This is a genomic window from Kitasatospora sp. NPDC004240 (assembly GCF_053603215.1).
Genome location: NZ_JBSGFD010000014.1, coordinates 1 through 21,978, shown reverse-complemented (window position 1 = coordinate 21,978; position 21,978 = coordinate 1). Strand labels below are relative to the sequence as shown.

Below are 21,978 nucleotides of genomic sequence, written 5' to 3'. Positions count from 1 at the left end.
GCTGACGCCCCGGCAGGGCCGGGGAGGTCAGGATGGGATCACGGTCGGCGCGCGGGCGCCGTGGGCGGTGGAGAGGGCAGGACGGCATGAAGGGCTTCGTGGGCAAGGTCGCGGTCGGGATCGCGGGTACCGGCATGGCCGTCGCCGTGGCGGCCGTGGCGATGGGGCCGCGGGTGTCCGACTGGTACGACAACCGTCACCGTGAGCAGTCCAGCTACGCCACGGGCACCGAGGCCAAGGCGGACCGCCGCTCGGTGCCCGCCTGGCTGCCGGACGACGCCTCCGCCGTCCGCTACCTGATGTCCACCACCGGCGACGACCGCCTGCTGCGGGCCACGCTCCCCGAGGGCGGCCGGCTGCCCGCCGGGTGCACGGCCACCCGGCACGGCGCCACCAAGCCGGTGACCGTCCGCCTCAAGGCCGGCTGGTTCCCGCTGGACGCGGTGACCCGGCCCACCGGCACCTGCGGCCACTACACCGTCACGGTCGCCGGCAACCAGCTCTACGCCTGGCAGGACGGCGCCGCCGTGCAGGCCTCCCTGCGCGCGGCCCAGCGCTAGGTCCTGCCCTGAGCGGGGCCCGGGGTCGGCGCTGACTCCACGCGGCCGACCCCGGGTGTCGGTGCCCGGGGCCGCCGGTGTAGGACGGAGCGAGACATTCGTACCCGTCCCATGAAGGAGCCCCATGCCTGGTCCGACCGCCGACCCCGTCGGCGACACGTCGACCGCCAGCAGCACCGATACCCGCCCGTCCGCCCGCGTGGGCCGCTCCACCGTCGCCGTCCTGGGCGGCCTGGTCGCCCTCGGCCCGCTCACCACCGACCTGTACCTGCCCGGCCTGCCCGCGATCGCCGACGACCTCACCGCCGAACCGGCCGCCGTGCAGCTCACCCTCACCTTCTCGATGTTCGGCGTCGCCGCCGGCCAGCTGGTCTTCGGCCCGCTCAGCGACCGCCTCGGCCGGCGCCCGCCGCTGCTCGCCGGGCTCGTCGTCTACACCCTCGCCACCCTGGTCTGCGTGGCCGCGCCCAACCTGACCGTGCTGGTCGCCGGACGCTTCCTCCAGGGCGCGGCCGGGGCGGCCGGGCTGGTGATCGGCCGCGCCGTCGCCCGGGACCGCTTCGAGGGCATCGCCATGCTGCGCTTCCTCGCCTCGATCAGCCTGATATCCGGGCTCGCGCCGATCCTCGCCCCGGTGTTCGGCTCGCAGCTGCTGCGGGTCACCTCCTGGCGCGGCACCTTCGCCGCGCTGGCCGCGCTGGGCCTGCTGCTCACCGTGGTCGCCGCGCTGGCGCTGCGCGAGACCCTGCCCCCGGAGTCCCGCCGCGAGGGCGGGCTCACCACCGCGCTGCGCACCATGGGCGGCCTGCTGCGCGAGCGCTCCTTCCTCGGCCTGATGCTGACCAGCACCTTCGCCTTCGGGGCGCTGTTCGGCTACATCAGCGGCTCCTCGACCGTGCTCCAGCAGGTCTACCACGTCTCGCCGCAGACCTACGGCCTGCTGTTCGGCCTCAACTCGATCGCCCTGGTCGCCGCCACCCAGCTCAACGGCCGGGTGCTGGCGCAGCGCTTCACCGCCCACGTGCTGATGCGCGCCGGCCTGGGCGCGGCGGTCGCCGCCGGGGTGGCCCTGGTGCTGGTGACCGCGGTGTGGGACGCCGGGCTGGTCGGCTTCAGCGCCGCGCTGTTCGTGCTGATGGCCGGCCTCGGCGTGACCGTGCCGAACTCCAACGCGCGGGCGCTGAGCCTGGTGCCCCCGCAGTCGGCCGGTTCGGCCGCGGCGCTGATCGGCACCGGCACCTTCCTGTGCGGCGCCCTGGTCGCGCCGCTGAGCAGCCTCGGCGGCGAGCCGTCCGCGGTGCTGCTGGGCGTGGTCGTGCTGACCTGCGCGCTGCTCTCCGGCGCCGCGTACCTGCTGCTCTGCCGCCGGATGCCGGCCGCCGACTGACACGGGGGTGCCCCGCCGTGGACGGCGGGGCACCCGGATCGTGCCGGTGCGGTGCCGTGCACCGCGGGACGGGTCAGGCGATCGCGAAGTCGTCCGCGTACACCGCGCCCTGCCCGTACCAGCCGTGCAGGTAGACGGTGACGCCGCCGTTGGCGCCGGTGGTGAACGGCACGGACAGCTTGGTCCAGCCGGCCGAGTTGGTCCAGCTGCTGCCGGTGGCGCCGCCGCTGACGCCGAGGTAGGCGTAGCTGCCCTGGACCCAGGCGCTCAGCGTGTACCGGGTGTTGGGCTGCAGGGCCACGGTCTGCTGGCACTGCCCGGTCTGGCCGGCGGTCGGCGCCACCTTCAGCGCGTACGAGCCGGAGTGGGCCGGGGTGCCGACCACCGCGCCACCGCTCTGGCAGGTCCAGGGCGCCAGGGCGCCGGTCTCCAGCCCGCCGTTCACCAGCCCGGTCGGGGTGCCGCCGGAGACGGTGAGCGTGTACGTGGCGGTGTGGCTGCCGGACGGCGCGGTGCCGGTGACGGTCAGCGGGTAGACGCCCGGGGCGGCCGCCGCGGTGGTGCTGATGCTGAGCGTCGCCGAACCGCCGGCCGTCACACTGCCCGGGGCGACGGTGGCGGTGACCCCGGCCGGGGCGCCGGAGACGGTCAGCCCGACGCTCTGCGCGGCGCCGTTGGTGACCGCGGTGCCCACGGTCGCACTGGTGGAGGCGCCGGGTGCCACGGTGCCCGCGCCCGGGTTCACCGCCACCGAGAAGTCGTCGCCCACCGGGGTGCCGCTGGTGTAGGGCGCGAAGATCCGGCTGAACTCCCAGGTGCTCTGCGGGATCCCGGAGCAGTTGTTGCCGCCCCTGGTGCCCGGGCAGCCGCCGTTGTCGCGCTGGAGCGCCCAGAACGACAGGGTGTTGACGCCCTTGGAGAGCGCCCAGTCGTAGACGGTACGGGCGTTGGCGACGGTGAAGGTCTCCTCCGGGCCGTAGTCGGAGACGCCGATCATCTCGATGATGCCGATGGAGCCCCACAGCTGCGCCGGGGTCCGGGACGGGTAGAGCGAGGCGAGCTGGTTGTAGAGCCCGGTGGCGGCGGTCTTGGTGTCGGCGGCCATGTCGTGGGCGGCGCCGTCGTAGTAGTCGAAGGTCATGATGTTGACCACGTCGACCCGGGCGTTGTTGCTGACCGCGTTGCGCAGCAGGTTGAGCCCGCTGGAGGCCAGCCCGGTCGTGGTGGTGGGCAGGGTGTAGGAGAACTGGATCGTCCGGCCGTTGGCGGCGCCCCAGTCCTGCACCAGCTTGATCGCCTTGTTGCGCCGGTCGATGCCGGCCTGGTTGTCGAGGGACTTGCCCTCGATGTCCAGGTCGATCCGGCTGATGTCGTACGTGGTGATGAGGTTCTTCCAGGCGTCCGCGATCTTGTTGACGTCGGTGCAGCTGTCGGCCAGCTCGGTGCCGGTGTCGGTCGCGGTGTAGCCGCCGAAGGACGGGATCACATCGCCGCCGGCCGCCTGGATGGTGTCGATGTCCGCCCCGAAGGAGGACTGCGCGACGGGCAGCGAGGTGTCGCCGTTCCAGTACGGGACGCAGGAGCCGGCGGTGGCGGTCTGCAGGAAGGCCAGCGACAGGTGCTTGGCGCCGGACCGGGCGGAGAGGGCGGCCGGGCTCTCGCCGGTCCACATCTCGAAGTACGGGGCGAACACCCGGGTGGGCAGCGGGGCCGCGGCTGCCGCGGTTGCCCCGGGGGACTCGGTGGCCCCGGCGGGGGCGGTGCCGAAGGCCATCAGGCCGGCCGCGGCGGCCAGGGTGGCACAGGCGGTCAGGGCGGCCTGGATCGTTCTGCGTAGACGCATGGGTTCTCCAACGAACGTGGTGACGTCGGCGGTTGGCGAGGTGCGAAGGTGCGAACGTGATGTGGTGCCGGCGCTGGTGGTGCCGCGCGTGGTACCGGTCGTGCGGGTGACGGTGGTCGTGCACGTGGTGCCGGTGGTGCGGCGCAGGGAGGGGCGGCGGGCGCGACGGGGTACGGATGGGACGGGTACGCCGGGCGTGGTTCGCCGTTCGGGCAGGGGGTGGCGCGGGTGCAGGCAGGGCGATGCCTCAGCCGCCGGTGGTCACACCCCCACAGTGCATCCCGGTCGGATCGACATGCCCATGATTGGACTAGACCATGTTGATGTCAAGGCGCCTGCGGCTTCCGCCTGTTGACGTACGCGCGCCCGGGAAACGCCGCGGCCGCGCTCCCGGAGGGGTGCGCGGCCGCGGCTCCGACCGGCGCTCAGGACACCGGGCGGGTACGGGGGAGGGTTTTGGGTGGGGCGCTCGTCGGGCGGTCGGTGGCGCTGGGCGGGTGCTCAGGGGGCGGGTGCTCGGCGGGCGGGTGTTCAGCGGGTGGGGCAGAGGGTGGTGCGGAGCGCGTCCACGATCTTCTCGGCCTTCTCCGGGCCGAAGCCCTGCGGGTGGTCCGGCGCGGTGAAGCGCTGGTCGGCCAGCTCGATCAACTTGGCCCGGTCCTTGGGGAACTGGTACATCGACTGGCACTGGTTACGGGCCCGGTCGACGGCCTGCTCGGGCTTGCCGCCGACGATCGCCGGGTCGATGGCCTCCAGTGCGGCGATGACCTTGGCGGTGGCCGCCGCGTCCGGCTTGGCGGGCAGCCCGGCGTCGCTGGGCGGTGCCGGCTTCGCGGGAGCGGGGGTCGTTTCGCCGGGTGCGGGGGCGGCGGTCGGCGCGGCCGTCGGGGCGGTGGTGGCCGCGGGGGTGCCGGGCGCGGAGGGCGCGGCCGTCGCGGGGGCGGACGCGCCGGTGGGGGAGGCGGCGGCCTTGCTGTCCGAGCCGGAGCCGGAGCAGGCGGCGAGCCCCACCACGGCGAGCGCCGTGAGGGTGGCGGCGAGGAGGCGAGTGCGCATGCCGCCACCCTGTCATGTTCGCGGCGTCAAAGGGAAGATCCGATTTTCACCGGTCCGAGGGCCGGCGCCCCCGGTGGTGCCACGCGGTGGCACCACCGGGCGACCGGTGACCGGGAGTTCATCCCAGGCCGTTGCTCTTGAGCCACTCCTTCGCCACCGCCGACGGGTCCTCCTTGTCGACCGCGACCCGCTTCATCAGCGCCGTCAGGCCGGCGGTGTCGAGCTTGGCCGACACCGCGTTGAGGGCGGCCGTCGCCTTGGCGTCCACCCCGGCCTTGTGGACCAGCGGGGTCACGTTCTGCGCGCCGAACAGGTTCTTCGGGTCGGCCAGCGGGACGAGCTTCAGCTGCACGATCTTCGGGTCGGTGGTGAAGACGTTGCCGACCTGGATCGCGCCGTCCTTGAGGGCGTTCGCCGTGGTCTCGCCGGTCGGCTTCCACTCCTTGAAGTTCAGCCCGTAGACGTCCTTGAACTGCTGCTCGCGGCGGGACTTGAACTCCGCCGGGCCGCCGATGCTGAACTCGCCGGCCTTGGCCGCCAGGTCCGCGATGCTCTTCAGGTTGTACTTGTCGGCGGTCTCCTGGCTGACGCTCAGCGAGTCCTTGTCCTCGGCCGCCGAGGACTCCAGTATCCCGAGCGGGGCCGGCAGCACCTTGACCAGCGCCGCGTTCACCTCCTCCTTGGTGGCGGCGGTCGCCTTGGCGTCCAGGTAGCCGAGCAGGGCGCCGTTGTACTCCGGCAGCACGGTCAGCTTGCCGGACTCCACCTGCCCGTACAGCACCTCGCGGCTGCCGATGTTGAACTTCTCCTCGACCTTGACGCCCTTGGCCTTCAGCGCCTGCGAGTAGATCGAACCGAGCAGCACGCTCTCCGGGAAGTTCGCCGAGCCGACCACGACGGTCGAACCGGAGCCGCCGCCGGCCGCGGACGTGCCGGAGGCGGGCTTCAGCGGGTCGCCGCCCGAGGAGCCGCAGGCGGTGGCGCCGAGGGCCAGGACGGCCAGGGTGCCGAGGGTGAACGCCCGGCGGGTGCGAGTCGACATGGTGGGACGGGTCCTTTCGAGGAACGGGCGGTTGTCGGGTACTTCGGCTGTCGCAGGGATACTTCGGCTGTCGTGCGGACGGCGTGCCTCGGTGCCGGTCCGTCGGTTCCGTGGGCGGGGGTGGGGGGGATCAGTGGTCGCGGCGCCCCGTACGCAGGCCCGGCGGGAGCGCGTAGCGGCCGAGCAGGGCGAAGAGCAGCTGGGCGCCCACCGCGAGCAGCACCACCAGCAGCGCCCCGCCCGCCGCGACCGGGTAGTCACGGGTGGCCAGTCCGTCGAAGACGTACCGGCCGAGCCCGCCGAGCCCCACGTACGCGGCGATCGTCGCGGTCGCGATCACCTGCACGGTCGCGGTCCGGAACCCGGCCAGCAGGGTCGGCAGCGCGGCGGGCACGCAGACCTGCCGCAGGACCTGCGGGTGCGTCAGGCCGACCCCGCGGGCGGCGTCCCGGACGTCGGGATCCGTACCGCGCACGCCCTCGGCCGCCGCCACCAGCAGCGGCGGCACGGCCAGCACCACCAGCGGCACCAGCACGGCGGTGTCGCCGACCCCGGCCAGCAGGACCACCAGCGTCACCAGCCCCAGGGTCGGCAGTGCGCGGGCCGTCCCGGACAGCGCGGTGACCACGGTCATCCCGCGCCCGGTGTAGCCGATCAGCAGGCCCAGCGGCACGGCCAGCACCGCCGCGAACAGCAGCGCCTCGCCGCAGAACAGCAGGTGCTCGGTGACCCGGTGGACGATCGCGTCCGGCCCGCCGCGCCGGTCGGGGGAGGAGAAGAAATCGGACAGCCAGGAGATCCAGTTCACCGGCCCGACCCCCGCTCGCGCACGGCCCAGGGCGCCAGCAGCCGGCCGGCGCCGACCAGCAGCAGGTCGACGACCAGCGCCAGCGCGGCGATCAGCACGATGCCGACCACGATCGGCGTCGGGAAGGTCCGCTGGAAGCCGTCGATGAACAGGTAGCCCAGCCCGCCGCGCCCGATCAGCGCGCCGACGCTGGCCAGCGAGATGCTGGACACCGCCGCCACCCGCAGCCCGGCCAGCAGGAAGGGCACCGCGGCGGGCAGCTCCACGGCGGCCAGCCGGCGCCACGGCCCGTACCCCATCGCGGTCGCCGCCTGCCGGACGGCCTCCGGCACCGCGCGCAGCCCGTCCACCACGGTGGGCAGCAGCACGGCCAGCGCGTAGAAGGTGAGCGGCAGCATCACGGTCTCCAGGGTGGCCAGCCCGGTGTACGGGATCAGCACCACGAAGACCGCCACCGAGGGCAGCGCGTACACCGTGTTGAAGACGGCGGCCAGCGGCTGGTAGAGCCGCGGGAAGCGGGCGCAGGCCAGGCCCAGCGGCAGGGCGAGCAGCAGGCCGATCAGCACCGGGAGGAGCGCGAGCAGCACGTGGTCGAGCGTCAGGTCGCGCAGGTAGCCGACGTGGTCGCCGATCCAGTACCAGCGGACGATCGGTTCATCGTCCACGGGTGACACCCGCCGGGTCGGTGGCCGGTATCGCGGCCGGCCCGTGCGCGGTCGCCCCGGGTGCGGGCGCGGCGGCGGGCCCGGGTGTGGCCGACGTGGAGGAGGACGCGGGTGCGGCCAGGGCGGCGAGGACGGCCTCCCGGGTGGCGGTGCCGGTGACCCGGCCGTCGGCGTCCAGCGCCACGGCGACCCCGGACGGGGAGAGCACGGCCGCGTCCAGCGCGGAGCGCAGGGTGTCGGTGGCCGGGCGGAAGGTGGCCACCGGGTGCCGGGCGCCTTCGGGACCGCCGGAGCCGCCGGGGTCTCCGGAGGTGTCGGGGCCGCCGGGAGTGCCGGCCGAGCGGTCGATCCAGCCGAGCGGGCGGTGACGCTCGTCCAGCGCCAGCTCCCAGTCGCCGTGCCGCAGGCCCTGCGCCGTCGGGCGGACGGCCACCGCGCTCGCCGGCCGCAGGCCGAGGCCGCGTAGGCCGCGGTCACGGCCGAGGAAGGCGGCCACGCCCTCGTCGGCGGGGGCGGTCAGCAGTGTGTGCGGGTCGGCGACCTGGGCGATCCGCCCCTGTTCGCGGAGCACCACGACCTGGTCGCCGAGCCGCACCGCCTCCTCGATGTCATGGGTGACGAACAGCACGGTCTTGTGCAACTCGGACTGCAGGCGCAGCAGTTCGTCCTGGAGTCCGGCGCGGACCACCGGGTCGACGGCGCTGAACGGCTCGTCCATCAGCAGGAGCGGCGGATCCGCGGCCAGCGCCCGGGCCACCCCGACGCGCTGCTGCTGGCCGCCGGAGAGCTGGAACGGGTAGCGCCGGGCGGTCTCCGGGGGCAGCCCGACCAGTTCGAGCAGCTCGGCGGCGCGGGCCCGGGCCCTGCGGCGGTCCCAGCCGAGCAGGTAGGGGACGGTGGCGACGTTGTCGATGACCCGCCGGTGCGGGAACAGCCCCGCCTGCTGGATCACGTACCCGATGCCCCGGCGCAGCTTGGCCGGCTCCAGCCCGGCGACGTCCCGCCCGTCCAGCAGCACCCGGCCCGAGGTCGGCTCGACCATCCGGTTGACCATCCGCAGCAGGGTGGTCTTCCCGCAGCCGGACGGGCCCACCAGGACGGTGGTCCTCCCGGCCGGGACGTCGAGGTCGATGCCCCCGACGGCGATGGTGCCGTCGGGGTGGCGCTTGCCGGCGCCGTCGAATCTGATCACGGGGGATTCCTCGGTCGGGCTTCCTCGGTCGTCACGCTCGCGTTCGGCCGATCGGCCATGGCTTGACGGTATGTCGACAAATTTCCGTTGCTCCGATCAGCCTATGACCCAGGATCAACTTCTGTCCGTCATTTCCGCGCGGAAACGCGCGGAGTGCGAACCGGTCCTGATCGTTCCGGTCGCGGGGCCGGATCCGACCCGAGGCTCGGGTCCGGCCCGAGGCTCGGGCCCGCGCGCCGCGCGCCCGTCGGGAATCGTCAGGCGCGCCCTACGCCGGGTCGGCCGTCGACCGGGTCGGCAGGCCCTCCGCCGCCCAGCCGACGAAGCCGCCGTCCAGGTCGGTGGCCCGGCGCAGCCCCAGTTCGCGCAGCGAGGCCGCCGCCAGCGAGGAGGCGTACCCCTCCGAGCAGACCACGATCACCTCGACGTCGTACCCCGCCGCCTCCGGGATCCGGTGGCTGCCCGCCGGATCGAGCCGCCACTCCAGCACGTTCCGTTCGATGATCAGCGCGTCCGGGATCTCCCCCTCGGCCGCCCGCTGGGCCGCCGGGCGGATGTCCACCAGCAGCGCACCGGCCACCTGCGCCTCGTACGCCTCCCGGCCGCGCGGCCGGTGGACGCCCTCGCGGGCCCGCTCCACCAGGTCGTCGATCGTGGTCACCACTGCTCAGGTCCTTCCGTCGAGGTGCGGACGAGCCCACCGGCCCGCAGGTCGTAGTGCGCCATCGAGCTGAGCGGCGGCGAGTACGCGTGGATGGTCACCGCGGGGCCGCTCGCCGTGTTGCGGACGTCGTGCACGTACTCGGCGCCGAAGGCCCGCGCGGTGCCGCGGGGGATCCGGCGGATCAGCAGCCCGTGTTCCGGCCCGCCGAGCGAGAGCTCCTCCAGCTCGCCGAGCGCCACGGTGAACGCGCCGCGCGAGCCGCCGTGGTCGTGGAAGCCGGTGGACTGCCCGGGGAGCCAGCTGATCAGCCACACCTCGTGGTCCTCGTCGGCCGCCAGCCGCCGGTACCAGCGCTCGTCGGTGGCGAGCCGGACCTCGTGGATCCACCGGTCCGGCTGTTCGGCCAGCTCGCGGACGATCTTGCGCAGGGCGTTGGGCGACAGCGGCGGACGGCCCGTGGCGGGCGGTTCGGCAGGTGGCCTGCCGGGTGGTGCGGGGGTCGGGGGTTCGACGGGGAGCACGGGAACCAGGGGCATGGCGGAGTCCTCGGGGAGAGCCGTTCGCGGCGGAGGCCGGGCGGACGGCGGCTGCGGCAGGGGTGCGCCGGGCCGGGCCGGTGCGGGCCCCGCCCGCTCGGGGGAGGGCGGGGGCGACCGGGTGACGGCGGGTGGCGCGGGGTTCAGCGGTGCGCGGCGCGGTCCCTGGCGGGCGTCACAGGGCGGGGCCGGCGGGCGGAGGCGGGATCAGCGGGCACAGATGGAACTCGCCTGGCGTCGCAGATCGACGTGCAGGCGGCAGACCAGAGTGGCGCCGGAGTCCATGCGCCGGATCCTTCCCGACCGGACGGGTACGAGTCAAGCAAGGCCCGCCGGCCCGAACGGGCGGTCGGGGCACGGCGTTTCGGCGGTGTGGCGGCGGTGTGGCGGCCGTACGTCGGGCATGCGTCGGCCGCACGTCGGCTGTATGCCGGCGTGCCTCGGGCGTGCGAACCGGATCGCGGCACGGCGTCCGGATCCGCGCGGGAGATCGTACGGAGATTCACCCGAATGAGTAAGGAGACGACGTCCGGGGTAGATGACCGTTTCATCCCATCCGGGAGACCCCGCGTGTCCGCGCAGCAAGACCGTCCCTGCCGCGTTTCGCCCGACGTATTGTCAGGCCACCGAGGCCGGGCCTACGGTCTACGCACGTAGACGCCACACGGAGATCAGCTGGGATCCGTGCGGTCGCGTACGTGGACTCACCGGTAGATCCGCCCCGACAACCCTCAGACCGCAGGCCCGTCCCCCGGGCGGGCCACGGAGTTGCGGAGGTACCCATGTCGCAGATCGTCCGCGCGGCCCTCGTCCAGACCCGGTGGACCGGCGATCAGGAGTCGATGATCGCCCTCCACGAACGGTACGCCCGCGAGGCCGCCGCCCGGGGCGCGAAGATCATCGGCTTCCAGGAGGTCTTCAACGCGCCGTACTTCTGTCAGGTCCAGGAACCCGAGCACTACCGCTGGGCCGAGGCCGTCCCGGACGGCCCCACCACCCGCCGGATGCAGGAACTCGCCCGCGAACTCGGCCTGGTCATCGTCGTCCCGGTCTACGAGGAGGAGCAGAGCGGGATCTACTACAACACCGCCGCCGTGATCGACGCCGACGGCAGCTACCTCGGCAAGTACCGCAAGCACCACATCCCGCAGGTCAAGGGCTTCTGGGAGAAGTACTACTTCAAGCCCGGCAACCTCGGCTGGCCGGTCTTCGACACCGCCGTCGGCAAGGTCGGCGTCTACATCTGCTACGACCGGCACTTCCCCGAGGGCTGGCGCGCCCTCGGCCTGGCCGGCGCGCAGATCGTCTACAACCCCTCCGCCACCAGCCGGGGCCTGTCCGCGTACCTGTGGCAGCTGGAGCAGCCCGCCGCCGCCGTCGCCAACGAGTACTTCATCGCCGCCATCAACCGGGTCGGCACCGAGGAGTACGGCGACAACGACTTCTACGGCACCTCGTACTTCGTCGACCCGCGCGGCCAGTTCGTCGGCGACGTCGCCTCCGACAAGGAGGAGGAGCTGGTCGTCCGCGACCTCGACCTCGGGCTGATCGAACAGGTCCGCCAGCAGTGGGCGTTCTACCGCGACCGCCGGCCCGAGGCCTACGGACCGCTGAGCCAGGCCTGAGAGGGGAGCCGCTGTGACCCGTACCGTCATCCGGGGCGGCCTCGTCATCACCGCCACCGAGGAACTCCACGCCGACGTGCTGATCGAGGGCGAGCAGGTCGTCGCCCTCGCCGCGAGCGGCAGCGCCACCGCCGCCGGCTGGAGCGCCGAGCAGGTCATCGACGCCACCGGCCACTACGTCGTCCCCGGCGGGGTCGACGCCCACACCCACATGGAACTGCCCTTCGGTGGCACCGCGGCCTCGGACACCTTCGAGACCGGCACCCGCGCCGCCGCCTGGGGCGGCACCACCACCATCGTCGACTTCGCCGTCCAGCCCGTCGGCGGCACCCTGCGCGAGGGCCTGGACGCCTGGCACGCCAAGGCCGACGGCAACTGCGCGATCGACTACGCCTTCCACACCATCGTCTCGGACGTCAACGAGGCCGTGCTGAAGGAGATGGACGCCCTCGTCGACTCCGGCGAGTCCACCTCCTTCAAGCTCTTCATGGCCTACCCCGGCGTCTTCTACAGCGACGACGGCCGGATCCTGCGCGCCATGCAGCGCGGCGCCGCCAACGGCGGGCTGATCATGATGCACGCGGAGAACGGCATCGCCATCGACGTCCTGGTCGAACAGGCCCTCGCGGCCGGCCACACCGACCCCCGCTACCACGGCGAGGTCCGCCGCGAACTGCTGGAGGCCGAGGCCACCCACCGCGCGATCAAGCTCGCCCAGGTCGCCGGCAGCCCGCTGTACGTCGTCCACGTGTCCGCCGCCAGCGCCCTCGCCGAGATCGCCCAGGCCCGGGACACCGGCCTCAACGTCTTCGGCGAGACCTGCCCGCAGTACCTGTTCCTCTCCACCGACAACCTGGCCGAACCCGGCTTCGAGGGCGCCAAGTACGTCTGCAGCACCCCGCTGCGCCCCCGCGAGCACCAGGAGGCGCTCTGGCGCGGCCTGCGGACCAACGACCTCCAGGTGGTCTCCACCGACCACTGCCCGTTCTGCTTCGTCGGCCAGAAGGAGCTCGGCCGCGGCGACTTCTCCAAGATCCCCAACGGGCTGCCCGGCGTCGAGAACCGGATGGACCTGCTGCACCAGGCCGTCGTCGAGGGCCGGATCAGCCGCCGCCGCTGGGTCGAGATCGCCTGCACCACGCCCGCCCGGATGTTCGGCCTGCACCCGCGCAAGGGCACCATCGCCCCCGGCGCCGACGCCGACGTGGTCGTCTACGACCCCACGGCCGTCCAGACCGTGTCCGCCGCCACCCACCACATGAACGTCGACTACTCGGCGTACGAGGGCAAGCGAATCACCGGCCGGGTGCGCACGGTGCTCTCGCGCGGCACCGTCGTGCTGGACGACGGCACCTGGCAGGGCCGCGCCGGCCACGGCACCTTCCTGCGCCGGGACACCTGCCGCTACCTGATCTGACCCCCCGATCCCCCGATCCCCCGATCCCTTGGGGCATCCGGGGCCCGGCCCGCCCCGTCACGGCGGCCCGCGTCCCGGGTGCCCTCCCTCCGGCGTTCCCCTGAACGCCCCGGCGTTCCCCTCTCCGGCATCCCCCGGCCCCTCCGCCCGACCCCCTGGAGCCTTGATGGACATCGGCCTCGTCCTGCAGACCGACCCGCCCGCCCGCCTGCTCATCGACCGCATGATCCGCGCCGAACGGGCCGGCTTCACCCACGGCTGGACCTTCGACTCCTGCGTGCTCTGGCAGGAGCCGTTCGTCATCTACAGCCGGATCCTCGCCGAGACCGGCCGGCTCACCGTCGGCCCGATGGTCACCAACCCCTCCACCCGCACCTGGGAGGTCACCGCCTCCCTCTTCGCGACCCTCAACGACATGTACGGCAACCGCACCGTCTGCGGCATCGGCCGCGGTGACTCCGCGATGCGGGTGGCCGGCCGCCACCCCGCCACCCTGGCCCGGCTCGCCGAGGCCATGCACGCCATCAAGGAGCTCGCCGAGGGCCGGTCGGTGGTCGTCGACGGCACCGAGATGCACCTGCCCTGGGCGCCCGAGGGGGCACGGCTGCCCATCTGGATGGGCGCGTACGGGCCCAAGGCGCTCGCGTTGGTCGGCCGGCAGGCGGACGGTTTCATCCTGCAGCTCGCCGACCCGTACCTCACCGAGTTCATGGTCAAGGCGGTCCGCCGCTCGGCCGTCGAGGCCGGCCGCGACCCCGACGCGATCACCATCTGCGTCGCCGCCCCCGCCTACGTGACCGCCGACGACTCGCCGGACGCGCTCGCCCACGCCCGGGAGCAGTGCCGCTGGTTCGGCGGCATGGTCGGCAACCACGTCGCCGACCTGGTCACCCACTACGGCGAGCACTCCGACCTGGTGCCCGAGGCGCTCACCGACTACATCAAGGGCCGTCAGGGCTACGACTACAGCCACCACGGCCGGGCGGGGAACCCCGACACCGCCTTCGTCCCCGACGAGATCGTCGACCGCTTCTGCCTCATCGGCCCGCCCGCGGCCCAACTGGAGCGGCTGGAGCACCTCCGCTCCCTGGGCGTCGACCAGTTCGCCGTCTACGCGATGCACGACGCCGTCGAGTCGACCATCGACGCGTACGGCGCCGAGGTCATCCCGCGGCTGACGACGGCCTGAGGCCCCGGCCGGCCGAACCCGCCGGGCGTCGGCCGGCCCCGCCCGCGGACCCGGGCCGCCGCGGACCCTGCCGGCCCGGGAACGTGACCCGTACCGAGTCCTCAGGAAGAGAGGGGTGTTGCCGACCGTGACCGGAATCCGGACAGCGACAGGAGACGGCACACAGCACGAGACCCCCGACGGCCGGGTCGAACTCGACCCGGCCCTCCACCTCCCCGCCAACGGCTTCACCAACGACGACCTGCTCCCCGTCCCCGTCGCCCGGCGCACCTGGACGACGTACAACTTCCTCGCCCTGTGGGTCGGCATGGCCCACAACATCCCGTCCTGGACACTGGCCTCGGGCCTGGTCGCGCTCGGCATGGACTGGAAGCAGGCCGTCCTCACCATCGCCCTCGGCAACCTGATCGTGCTCGTGCCCATGCTGCTCACCGGCCACGCCGGCACCAAGTACGGCATCCCGTTCCCGGTCTTCGCGCGGGCCTCGTTCGGCCTGCGCGGGGCCAACCTGCCGGCCCTGGTCCGGGCGGCGGTGGCCTGCGCCTGGTTCGGCATCCAGACCTGGATCGGCGGCTCCGCCATCTACCTGCTGGCGGGCAAGCTGTTCGGCGAATCCTGGCGCGGGGCGGCGGAGTTCGGCGGGCACCCGTGGACGCTCTGGCTCGCCTTCCTGGCGTTCTGGGCGCTGCAGATCGCCATCATCCACCGGGGCATGGACTTCCTGCGCAAGGTCGAGAACTGGGCCGCGCCCTTCGTCATCGTCGGCGCCGTGGCGCTGCTGATCTGGATCGCGGCCGAGGCAGGCGGCCTCGGCACCCTGCTCTCCCAGCCGTCCCGGCTCGGCTGGGGCAGCGACTTCTGGAAGGTCTTCTTCCCCAGCCTGATGGGCATGATCGGGTTCTGGGCGACGCTCAGCCTGAACATCCCCGACTTCACCCGCTTCGGCGGCAGCCAGCGCGCCCAGGCCCTCGGCCAGGCGCTCGGCCTGCCGACCACCATGACCGCCTTCGCCGTGCTGTCGGTCCTGGTCACCTCGGGCTCCGAGGCCGTTTACGGCGAGGCGATCTGGGACCCGGTCGAGCTCACCGCGAAGATCGACAGCGCCCCCGGCATCCTCTTCGCGCTGATCACCGTCCTGGTCGCCACCCTCTCGGTCAACATCGCCGCCAACGTCGTCTCACCCGCGTACGACCTCGCCAACCTGGCCCCGCGGCTCATCGACTTCCGCACCGGGGCGCTCATCACCGGCGTGGTCGGGATCGCGATCTTCCCGTGGAAGCTGCTCTCCAGCCCGCAGATGTACATCTTCACCTGGCTCGGCCTGGTCGGCGGGCTGCTCGGCACGGTGGCCGGCGTCCTGATCGCCGACTACTGGATCTGCCGCCGCACCCGGCTGCACCTCGCCGAGCTCTACACCCCCGGCAGCGGCCGCTACTGGTACCGGGCCGGCTGGAACTGGCGAGCCGTGCTGGCCTTCGTCGTCGGCGGGGTCCTCGCGGTCGGCGGCTCGTACTCGACCCTGGACGCCGCCGGGAAGAAGGCCGGGCCGTTCCCGACGGACGGCGTGATCCCGGTGCTGCGGCCACTGGCCGACTACGGCTGGGCGGTCGGCTTCGCCTCGGCGATGCTGCTCTACACGGCGCTCACCCTCGCGGGGCGGCGGGGGAGGGGTGAACCGTGGGAGGGGTGAACCCGGGCGTTCACCCTCCCGGGAGGCTGGCGGGAGGGGTGGACCCGGGTGTTCACGGAGCCTGCCCGGCCGGGCGTGCCAGGCGTTCGACGGCCGTGACCACCGCGGCGGCGCCGTCCTCGGCGGCGAGCGCCGCGGCCACCGTACGGGCACGCTCCCGGTAGCGCGGTTCGGTGGTCGCCCGGTGCAGGGCCGTGGCCAGCCGGTCCGCGGTGAGCCCGGCGAGCGGGACCGCGCCCGGTGAGACACCGAGCGCGGTCAGCCGTCCGGACCAGAACGGCGCGTCGAGCTGCGCGGGCACCGGAACGGCCGGGATCCCGGCCCGCAGCGCGGCCGCCGTCGTACCGGCGCCGGCGTGGTGGACGGCGGCGGCCATCCTGGGCAGCAGCCACGCGTGCGGCGCGTCGCCGATGGTGAACACCTCGTCGCCGGGCGGCGCGGTCAGCCCGCTCCAGCCGGACTGCAGCACCGCGCGCACCCGGGCCCGCCGCACCGCCTCCAGGACGGTCCCGGCCAGCCGGCCGCCGTCGCCGACGACCAGGCTGCCGAAACCGACGAACACCGGCGGCGGGCCGCTGTCGAGGAAGTCCAGCAGCCCGGGCGGCGGCTGCCAGGCGGGATCCGGGTGCGGCCACCAGTAGCCGGTGACGGCGAGGCCGGGCGGCCAGTCGGAGGGGCGGGGGACCACCAGCGGGGAGTAGCCGTGCAGCACCGGCCGCCCGCGCCGGGCGCTCGCGATGCCGCGCCGCGGCAGGCCCAGCCGGCGCCTCAACTCCCGGACCGCGGGGGCGAACAGCTGGTCCACGGCCGCCTGGACGGCATGGCCGGCCAGCAGGTTGCCGGTCCGGCCGAGCGAGCGGGTGCCGGTGACCGCCGGGGCGAACTCGCGGGTGGGGGCGAGGGGTTGCAGCCCGAGTGCGAGGCAGGGGATGCCGTGTGCCTCCGCCACGACCTGGCCGAGGGCGGTGGTCGGCCCGGTGGTCAGCAGGACGTCCGTGCCCCGGGCGGTGGCGGCCACCACGGCCTCGGCCATGGCGGGCATCGACGAGCGGGCCAGCCGCCGCAGTTCGAGCATCGCGCGCGGCCCGGAACCGGCTCTCAGCAGACGCTGGCCGCGCGCCGAGGCGAGCTCGGCCCGCGGGTCCAGCGGCAGCGGGCGGAACTCCAGGCCCGCGGCCCGCACGTCCGGGGCGAACCCGGTGTGGGTGGCCAGCGCGACCTGGTGCCCCGCCGCCCGGAGCCGGGCGCCGAGACCGGTGAAGGGAGCCACGTCGCCCCGGGAACCGGCGGTCGCGATCAGGATGCGCATGGGCCGAAGTATCGCGCCGCGGACGGCTCCCGGGGAGGGTGCCACGCCTGGGCGGGCGGGGCCGCGGGTGCGCGGGCCCGTTGCCCGGTGGCCCGGTCATCCGGTGGCGGCCCAGGCGGGCAGGGGCTCGCGGGCGGCCAGCCAGCCGGCGGGGACCTCGGCCAGGCCGGTCCGGGCGGCGACCACCCCGGCGGCGATGGCGCAGGTGGTGTCGATGTCGCCCCAGCCCTCGACCGTGTGCCAGATCGCCTCGGGCAGCGAGTCCAGGTGCCCGGCGGCGGACCACAGGGCGAACGGGACGGTGTCGGGCGCGGAGATCAGGCGACCGGAGCCGAGCACGTTCGCCGCGTGCCGCACGCTCGTCCCCTCCGGCAGCCGGGCCGCGATCCGCAGGCCCGAGCGGACCTCGCTCTCGGGCAGCCGGCCGGCGATCTCCAGCAGCAGCGCGCCGCGGTCCTCCCGGCCGGCCGGGGATCCGCTGCGGCCCCTGACCGCGAAGGCGGCCGCGAGGGCCACCGCGACCGCGCCGGCCACCGCCTCGGGGTGGAAGTGCGTGGCGAGCGCCTGCCGTTCGGCCTGCCGGACGACCTCGGCGAGGTCCGCGGCGAACCACGCCCCGAGCGGCGCCACCCGCATCGCCGCGCCGTTGCCGTACGAACCCTGCCCGCCGAACTGCGCCCGGGTCACCGAACGCCAGTCGGCACCCCCGTGGACCTCGCGGAGCACCCGGTGCATCGACGGCCCGTACTTGCGGCCGTACTCGGCGGTGTAGGCGGCGGCGAAGTCGCGGGCCAGCTCCTCCTGGACCACCTCGCCGTGCCGGCCCAGGTGGCCGACCAGGACGAGGGCCTGGGCGGTGTCGTCGGTCCAGTGCCAGGGTGCTTCGCGTGGGACGCGGGCGGCGAGGGCGGCGGGCGCCTCGTCGACCGGGACGGGGAACCAGCGGTCACCGAAGGCGTCGCCCAGCGCCAGGCCGTGGAGGCTGTCCAGGACCGCCGCGGACGGGCGGTGGGGGACCGGGGGGCCGTACGGGGCCGGGGCGGGCATGTCATCCTCCGGGTGAGATCAACTGTGTGCGACACAGTCTCCCGGGCCGGGGGAGGGGAGGGCGACCGATTTTCGGCGGGCCGGGTGGGCGTTGTCGGTGGGCCGGGCGGGCGGGCGGCCGGGCGGCCGGGTGGGTGGGGCGCCGGGGCGGTCAGGCGGCGCGCAGGCCGCGCAGGAGCAGGTTCCAGACGGCCTCGAAGCGCTTCTCGACCTCGGGGTCGGACCACTCGGCCGCGTGGGCCGGGTCGTGGTAGTGGGCGGTGGCCTCGAAGACGGCGCGGGAGACCGTGCCGACGTGCACCGGCTTGAACTCGCCGTTGTGGATGCCGTCCTGGACGATCAGGCCGATCTGGGCGATCAGGGTGTCCAGATGGGCCCCGACCGTGCGGCTCGCGTCCGGGATCAGGGACATGTAGGTCGCGAACAGCTCCGGGTCGTCCAGCGCCTTCTTCCGCTTGGCGGCGAACAGCGTCGCCAGCCAGCGGTGCAGCCGCTCCACCGCCGGGCCGGGCTCGTTGGCGATCGAGGACAGGTTGTGGTGCGCCTGGTCGAGCCAGCGCTGGGTGACCGCCTCGCGCAGCGCCGCCTTGCTCGGGAAGTGCCGGTAGACGCTGCCGTGGCTGACGCCGAGGGTGCGGGCGATGTCCACCACGGTCGCCTTGGTCGGCCCGAACCGTCGAAGGACGTCCTCCGCCGCGCTCAGGATCTGCTCGGGGGTGAGTGCGCTGTCCGTCGTCACGGGGAGGTACGTCCTTACGGGTGGTGCGCCGGTCGTTGGTTGACGGCCGGAGCCGCGGCTTGGGCGGGCGGTTCGGGTGCGGTGCTCCGGCGGGGAGCGCCACGCCCGGTGGCCCCGGGCCCGGCGGCGGGCGGGGAACCGCGGTGCGGGTCAGCGCTCGCTGTCGAGATGGGCCATCTGAGCGGCAGCGTACCGCTCCCCGGCGGCCGACCCGGCCGGGACGGCGGCCTCGATGGCGGCGAGCTCGGCCTCGCCCAGGGTCAGGTCCAGCGCGCCGAGCGACTCGGCGAGGCGGTCCCGCCGACGTGCGCCGACCAGTGGGACGACGTCCTCGCCGCGCGAGGCCACCCACGCGGTCGCCACCTGCGCCACGGTCGCGCCCTGCCCCTCGGCCACCGCGCGCAGCGCCTCGACCAGGCGGAGATTGTGGGTCAGGTTCTCGCCCTGGAAGCGCGGGCTGTGACCGCGGAAGTCGGTGCCGGCCATCTCGCGGTCGGCGCTCCAGTGACCGCTGAGCAGACCGCGGGAGAGCACGCCGTACGCGGTGACGCCGATGCCGAGTTCGCGGGCGGTCGGCAGGATCTCGGCCTCCAGCGAGCGGGAGACCAGCGAGTACTCGATCTGCAGGTCGCTGATCGGGTGGACGGCGGCGGCCCGGCGCAGGGTGTCGGCGCCGACCTCGGAGAGGCCGATGTGGCGTACGTACCCGGCCTCGACCAGCTCGGCGATCGCGCCGACGGTCTCCTCGATCGGGACGCTCGGGTCCAGGCGGGCGGGGCGGTACACGTCGACGTGGTCGGTGCCCAGGCGGCGCAGGGTGTAGGCGAGGGCGGCCTTGGTGGCGGCCGGGCTGGTGTCCATGCCGAGCCAGGTGCCGTCCGCGCCGCGCAGGGCGCCGTACTTCACGCTGATCTGGACCTCCGAGCGGTCGCGGCCGCGCAGGGCCTCGCGGATCAGCAGCTCGTTGTGGCCCATGCCGTAGAAGTCGCCGGTGTCGAGCAGGGTCACGCCGGCGTCGAGGGCGGCGTGGATGGTGGCGGTGCTCTCGGTCTCGTCGGCGGGGCCGTAGAGGTCTGACATGCCCATGCAGCCGAGGCCGATGGCGGAGGTGGTGAGGCCGTTGGCGCCGAGGGTGCGAAGAGGGGCGTGGGTGTGGGTGGTGGTGGGCATGCGGAGGCTCCTGGGCGGGGCGGGGCGTGGGGATGGGGCGGGCGGATCGCGGATGACCGATCGCGGATCGCAGATCACGGATGACGGGTGGCCGATGGCGGATGACCGTCGACGGCTGGCTGATTTCAACTATGGCATGACGGATGACAGATTTCAATATCTGTCATCCGTCATCTGTAAGTCGCTATCGGTCATCGATCGTCCGCTTTCCGTGATCGGTGAGTCGATGTCTGTTACCTGCCACCTGTCGTCTGTCGCCTGATGTCTGTCACCTGTCACCTGTCATCCGAAATCGGTCGCAGGGCACCCGTCATCCGTCACCCTCAATCCCCCCGCCCCGCGCCCACCGCCCCCTTGCCCCACCCGCTTGGCGCCTTGTGCTGCCGAACCCGGGCGCGAGGTTCATCGTGGAACTGGGCGCGATCCGGCGACCGCGCTCGCGCGCCGATCCGGGCCGCGCGCCGTGCGCCTGCCGCCGTTCTCCGGTGGGCGTCCGAGGCGGGGTCAGGTCCCCGGCGCGCTGGGAGCAGGGCCACCTCGCAGGAAACCGAACGGTTCTTCTAGGCTCACATCTCGGCTTTCGTTCGGTGCTGGTGGCAGGGACTGCGCCCACCGCTTCGAAGCCGCCGTCCAACGGGGGCTCCGGGCCGACCGGGGTCACCGGATCGAGCGAGGAGGACGCAATGCCAAGCACGTCGCCCAGCCGTTCCACCGCACTCGGGCCAGACGGCCCGTCCTGTCGGACCGCACGACGCGGCCGACGGACCCGCCGGGCCCCCTGGTCCGGGCGTCCGCTGAGTACCGGTGGCGGCCGCGGAGGCGAGCTTTGAGTTCCCAGACGGTCCGGCGCCCCGGTGCGCCGACCGTGACCAGCGACCTCGCCGCCTCCGCCGCGGCCGCCGCCGACTCCGCGACCGTCGACTCCTCCACCGCCGACCCCGCCACCGTGCACCCCGTTCAGGCCGACGCCGCTGCCGCGCCCCCACGCGCCTCGGCCGTCGGGGCTCCCCAGGCCCCCGCCGCGTCCTTCCCCGCCGCGTCCGCCACCGCCTCTCCCGCCGCGGCCCCCACCGCGACCGCCACCCTGTCCGGCAGCGCGTCCCTCGCCGCTCCCGTCGCCGCGCCCCTCACCGCGGCCCCCACCGCCGCGCTCCCCGGCCTGCCCAGAGCGCTCAGCTCCCGGGCCCGTACGCTCGCCGGGGCCGTCCGGCGCCGTTGCGCGGACCTGGCCGGAATGGAGTCCCCCAGCGGCGACGCCCCCCGACTCGACGCGCTGGCCGAGGAGTTGGCCGCCGGATTCCGGGCCACCGGGGCCACCGCCCGCCGGGAGGCCGGTCCGGCCGGCGACCACCTGGTGCTCCAGTGGGACGGCCAGGACGAGAGCCTCCCGCACCTCCTGGTGGTCGGCCACCACGACACCGTCTGGCCCGCCGGCACCCTCGCGGACTGGCCGGTGACCGAGCAGGACGGCACCCTCAGCGGCCCCGGTGTGGTCGACATGAAGGGCGGACTGGCCGTTCTGGAGGGCGCGTTCGCGCTGCTGGCCGACCTCGGGCAGCGTCCGCACCGCACCGTCCGGCTGGTGGTGGTCTCGGACGAGGAGGTCGGCAGTCCGGACGGCCGGCGCCTGGTCGAGCGCCAACTGCGCGGAGCGGCCGCCGTCCTGGGCCTCGAACCGCCGCACCCGGACGGCCGTCTCAAGACCGCGCGGCGGGGCAGCAGCCGGGTGCGGTTGACGGTGACCGGTCGCGAGGCCCACGCGGGCAACGACGCCGCCGAGGGCGTGTCGGCGGTGGACGAGCTGGTCGACCAACTGGTCGCGGTCCGCGGGCTGGCCTGCCACCCGGGCACCGAGCTCAACGCCGGCCGGATCAGCGGCGGCACCCGTGCCAACGTGATCGCCGGACGGGCGGAGGCGGAGCTGGGCCTGCGCTTCTCCACCGCACGCCTACCTGACGGAGCGTGCGTCGGTGGACATCGACGCGCGCACCGATGTGCGGCAGGAGCGCGAAGTGGTCCTGTCCGGGGTGGCTCCGGCC

At 74.1% G+C, this 21,978-nt stretch carries 21 protein-coding genes; 8 read left to right on the top strand and 13 right to left on the bottom strand.

Annotated features, from left to right (window positions below):
* Positions 1 to 86 precede the first annotated feature (86 nt).
* The gene (locus tag ACWEQL_RS06310; RefSeq protein WP_452149011.1) at positions 87 to 560 is read left to right on the top strand and encodes a hypothetical protein; all 474 of its coding nucleotides are present in this window, start codon (positions 87 to 89) and stop codon (positions 558 to 560) included.
* A gap of 124 nt (positions 561 to 684) precedes the next feature.
* Complete coding sequence (locus tag ACWEQL_RS06305) at positions 685 to 1,947, top strand: multidrug effflux MFS transporter (RefSeq protein ID WP_452149010.1); 1,263 nt, start codon at positions 685 to 687, stop codon at positions 1,945 to 1,947.
* Positions 1,948 to 2,020: 73 nt separating this feature from the next.
* On the opposite strand, the gene ACWEQL_RS06300 is transcribed toward ACWEQL_RS06305, so the two are convergent.
* The 9 genes from ACWEQL_RS06300 to ACWEQL_RS06260 all read right to left on the bottom strand — a co-directional run bounded on the left by ACWEQL_RS06300 (position 2,021) and on the right by ACWEQL_RS06260 (position 10,038).
* The gene (locus ACWEQL_RS06300) at positions 2,021 to 3,790 is read right to left on the bottom strand and encodes a carbohydrate binding domain-containing protein (protein ID WP_452149009.1); all 1,770 of its coding nucleotides are present in this window, start codon (positions 3,788 to 3,790) and stop codon (positions 2,021 to 2,023) included.
* A 531-nt stretch (positions 3,791 to 4,321) separates the two neighbouring features.
* Positions 4,322 to 4,846, bottom strand: coding sequence for a hypothetical protein (locus ACWEQL_RS06295; protein ID WP_452149008.1), 525 nt, complete (start codon positions 4,844 to 4,846; stop codon positions 4,322 to 4,324).
* Positions 4,847 to 4,964: 118 nt separating this feature from the next.
* Entirely contained in the window at positions 4,965 to 5,888 is a 924-nt protein-coding gene (locus ACWEQL_RS06290) for an ABC transporter substrate-binding protein (protein WP_452149007.1), read from the bottom strand.
* A 130-nt stretch (positions 5,889 to 6,018) separates the two neighbouring features.
* Positions 6,019 to 6,696 carry an ABC transporter permease gene (locus ACWEQL_RS06285; RefSeq protein ID WP_452149006.1) on the bottom strand — a complete coding sequence of 226 codons (678 nt, stop codon included), beginning with the start codon at positions 6,694 to 6,696 and terminating at the stop codon, positions 6,019 to 6,021.
* Positions 6,693 to 7,361: an ABC transporter permease gene (locus ACWEQL_RS06280; protein WP_452149005.1), complete on the bottom strand. Its 669-nt coding sequence runs from the start codon at positions 7,359 to 7,361 to the stop codon at positions 6,693 to 6,695. Before ACWEQL_RS06280 ends, ACWEQL_RS06285 begins: the two co-directional genes overlap by 4 nt.
* Positions 7,351 to 8,553, bottom strand: a complete 1,203-nt coding sequence (locus tag ACWEQL_RS06275; RefSeq protein ID WP_452149004.1) for an ABC transporter ATP-binding protein — start codon at positions 8,551 to 8,553, stop codon at positions 7,351 to 7,353. The genes ACWEQL_RS06280 and ACWEQL_RS06275 overlap by 11 nt, the downstream gene beginning before the upstream one ends.
* A 268-nt stretch (positions 8,554 to 8,821) precedes the next feature.
* On the bottom strand, positions 8,822 to 9,217 hold the full coding sequence (locus ACWEQL_RS06270) for a rhodanese-like domain-containing protein (RefSeq protein WP_452149003.1): 396 nt from the start codon (positions 9,215 to 9,217) through the stop codon (positions 8,822 to 8,824).
* A complete protein-coding gene (locus ACWEQL_RS06265; RefSeq protein ID WP_452149002.1) occupies positions 9,211 to 9,753 on the bottom strand; it encodes a cysteine dioxygenase in 543 nt (180 codons plus the stop codon). Before ACWEQL_RS06265 ends, ACWEQL_RS06270 begins: the two co-directional genes overlap by 7 nt.
* Before the next feature lie 207 nt (positions 9,754 to 9,960).
* Positions 9,961 to 10,038 carry a putative leader peptide gene (locus ACWEQL_RS06260; protein ID WP_452149056.1) on the bottom strand — a complete coding sequence of 26 codons (78 nt, stop codon included), beginning with the start codon at positions 10,036 to 10,038 and terminating at the stop codon, positions 9,961 to 9,963.
* A gap of 497 nt (positions 10,039 to 10,535) precedes the next feature.
* Here ACWEQL_RS06260 and ACWEQL_RS06255 point away from each other — a divergent pair, with 497 nt between their 5' ends.
* From ACWEQL_RS06255 to ACWEQL_RS06240, 4 genes are all read left to right on the top strand, one after another.
* Entirely contained in the window at positions 10,536 to 11,378 is an 843-nt protein-coding gene (locus ACWEQL_RS06255) for a nitrilase-related carbon-nitrogen hydrolase (protein WP_452149001.1), read from the top strand.
* 13 nt (positions 11,379 to 11,391) lie between these two features.
* Positions 11,392 to 12,795 carry a dihydropyrimidinase gene (hydA, locus tag ACWEQL_RS06250; protein WP_452149000.1) on the top strand — a complete coding sequence of 468 codons (1,404 nt, stop codon included), beginning with the start codon at positions 11,392 to 11,394 and terminating at the stop codon, positions 12,793 to 12,795.
* Positions 12,796 to 12,961: 166 nt separating this feature from the next.
* Positions 12,962 to 13,984, top strand: a complete 1,023-nt coding sequence (locus ACWEQL_RS06245) for a TIGR03842 family LLM class F420-dependent oxidoreductase (protein ID WP_452148999.1) — start codon at positions 12,962 to 12,964, stop codon at positions 13,982 to 13,984.
* A 127-nt stretch (positions 13,985 to 14,111) separates the two neighbouring features.
* Complete coding sequence (locus ACWEQL_RS06240) at positions 14,112 to 15,674, top strand: NCS1 family nucleobase:cation symporter-1 (RefSeq protein WP_452148998.1); 1,563 nt, start codon at positions 14,112 to 14,114, stop codon at positions 15,672 to 15,674.
* Between the two features lie 52 nt (positions 15,675 to 15,726).
* Here the strand turns inward: ACWEQL_RS06240 and ACWEQL_RS06235 are convergent, their stop codons facing one another.
* From ACWEQL_RS06235 to ACWEQL_RS06220, 4 genes are all read right to left on the bottom strand, one after another.
* A complete protein-coding gene (locus tag ACWEQL_RS06235) occupies positions 15,727 to 16,983 on the bottom strand; it encodes a glycosyltransferase (RefSeq protein ID WP_452148997.1) in 1,257 nt (418 codons plus the stop codon).
* A gap of 96 nt (positions 16,984 to 17,079) precedes the next feature.
* Positions 17,080 to 18,030, bottom strand: a complete 951-nt coding sequence (locus ACWEQL_RS06230; RefSeq protein WP_452148996.1) for an ADP-ribosylglycohydrolase family protein — start codon at positions 18,028 to 18,030, stop codon at positions 17,080 to 17,082.
* A 151-nt stretch (positions 18,031 to 18,181) separates the two neighbouring features.
* Entirely contained in the window at positions 18,182 to 18,769 is a 588-nt protein-coding gene (locus ACWEQL_RS06225; protein ID WP_452148995.1) for a TetR family transcriptional regulator, read from the bottom strand.
* Positions 18,770 to 18,919: 150 nt separating this feature from the next.
* A complete protein-coding gene (locus ACWEQL_RS06220) occupies positions 18,920 to 19,939 on the bottom strand; it encodes an aldo/keto reductase (protein WP_452148994.1) in 1,020 nt (339 codons plus the stop codon).
* 52 nt (positions 19,940 to 19,991) lie between these two features.
* Between ACWEQL_RS06220 and ACWEQL_RS06215 the strand changes: the two genes are divergently transcribed.
* Together ACWEQL_RS06215 and ACWEQL_RS06210 are read left to right on the top strand one after the other, a co-directional pair.
* Positions 19,992 to 20,201 (top strand): hypothetical protein, encoded by a 210-nt coding sequence (locus ACWEQL_RS06215; protein WP_452148993.1) that lies wholly within the window; start codon positions 19,992 to 19,994, stop codon positions 20,199 to 20,201.
* A 564-nt stretch (positions 20,202 to 20,765) separates the two neighbouring features.
* Positions 20,766 to 21,978 (top strand): M20/M25/M40 family metallo-hydrolase (locus tag ACWEQL_RS06210; protein WP_452148992.1); only part of this gene is annotated, 1,213 nt, incomplete at its 3' end.

What these genes read in the sequence shown, in the direction of transcription:
- ACWEQL_RS06260 (WP_452149056.1), bottom strand. Translation starts at nt 10,038, where the DNA reads ATGGACTCCGGCGCCACTCTGGTCTGCCGCCTGCACGTCGATCTGCGA.
- ACWEQL_RS06215 (WP_452148993.1), top strand. Translation starts at nt 19,992, where the DNA reads ATGACCGATCGCGGATCGCAGATCACGGATGACGGGTGGCCGATGGCG.
- ACWEQL_RS06290 (WP_452149007.1), bottom strand. Translation starts at nt 5,888, where the DNA reads ATGTCGACTCGCACCCGCCGGGCGTTCACCCTCGGCACCCTGGCCGTC.
- ACWEQL_RS06230 (WP_452148996.1), bottom strand. Translation starts at nt 18,030, where the DNA reads ATGCCCGCCCCGGCCCCGTACGGCCCCCCGGTCCCCCACCGCCCGTCC.
- ACWEQL_RS06220 (WP_452148994.1), bottom strand. Translation starts at nt 19,939, where the DNA reads ATGCCCACCACCACCCACACCCACGCCCCTCTTCGCACCCTCGGCGCC.
- ACWEQL_RS06310 (WP_452149011.1), top strand. Translation starts at nt 87, where the DNA reads ATGAAGGGCTTCGTGGGCAAGGTCGCGGTCGGGATCGCGGGTACCGGC.
- ACWEQL_RS06245 (WP_452148999.1), top strand. Translation starts at nt 12,962, where the DNA reads ATGGACATCGGCCTCGTCCTGCAGACCGACCCGCCCGCCCGCCTGCTC.
- ACWEQL_RS06265 (WP_452149002.1), bottom strand. Translation starts at nt 9,753, where the DNA reads ATGCCCCTGGTTCCCGTGCTCCCCGTCGAACCCCCGACCCCCGCACCA.
- ACWEQL_RS06305 (WP_452149010.1), top strand. Translation starts at nt 685, where the DNA reads ATGCCTGGTCCGACCGCCGACCCCGTCGGCGACACGTCGACCGCCAGC.
- ACWEQL_RS06300 (WP_452149009.1), bottom strand. Translation starts at nt 3,790, where the DNA reads ATGCGTCTACGCAGAACGATCCAGGCCGCCCTGACCGCCTGTGCCACC.
- ACWEQL_RS06295 (WP_452149008.1), bottom strand. Translation starts at nt 4,846, where the DNA reads ATGCGCACTCGCCTCCTCGCCGCCACCCTCACGGCGCTCGCCGTGGTG.
- ACWEQL_RS06255 (WP_452149001.1), top strand. Translation starts at nt 10,536, where the DNA reads ATGTCGCAGATCGTCCGCGCGGCCCTCGTCCAGACCCGGTGGACCGGC.
- ACWEQL_RS06235 (WP_452148997.1), bottom strand. Translation starts at nt 16,983, where the DNA reads ATGCGCATCCTGATCGCGACCGCCGGTTCCCGGGGCGACGTGGCTCCC.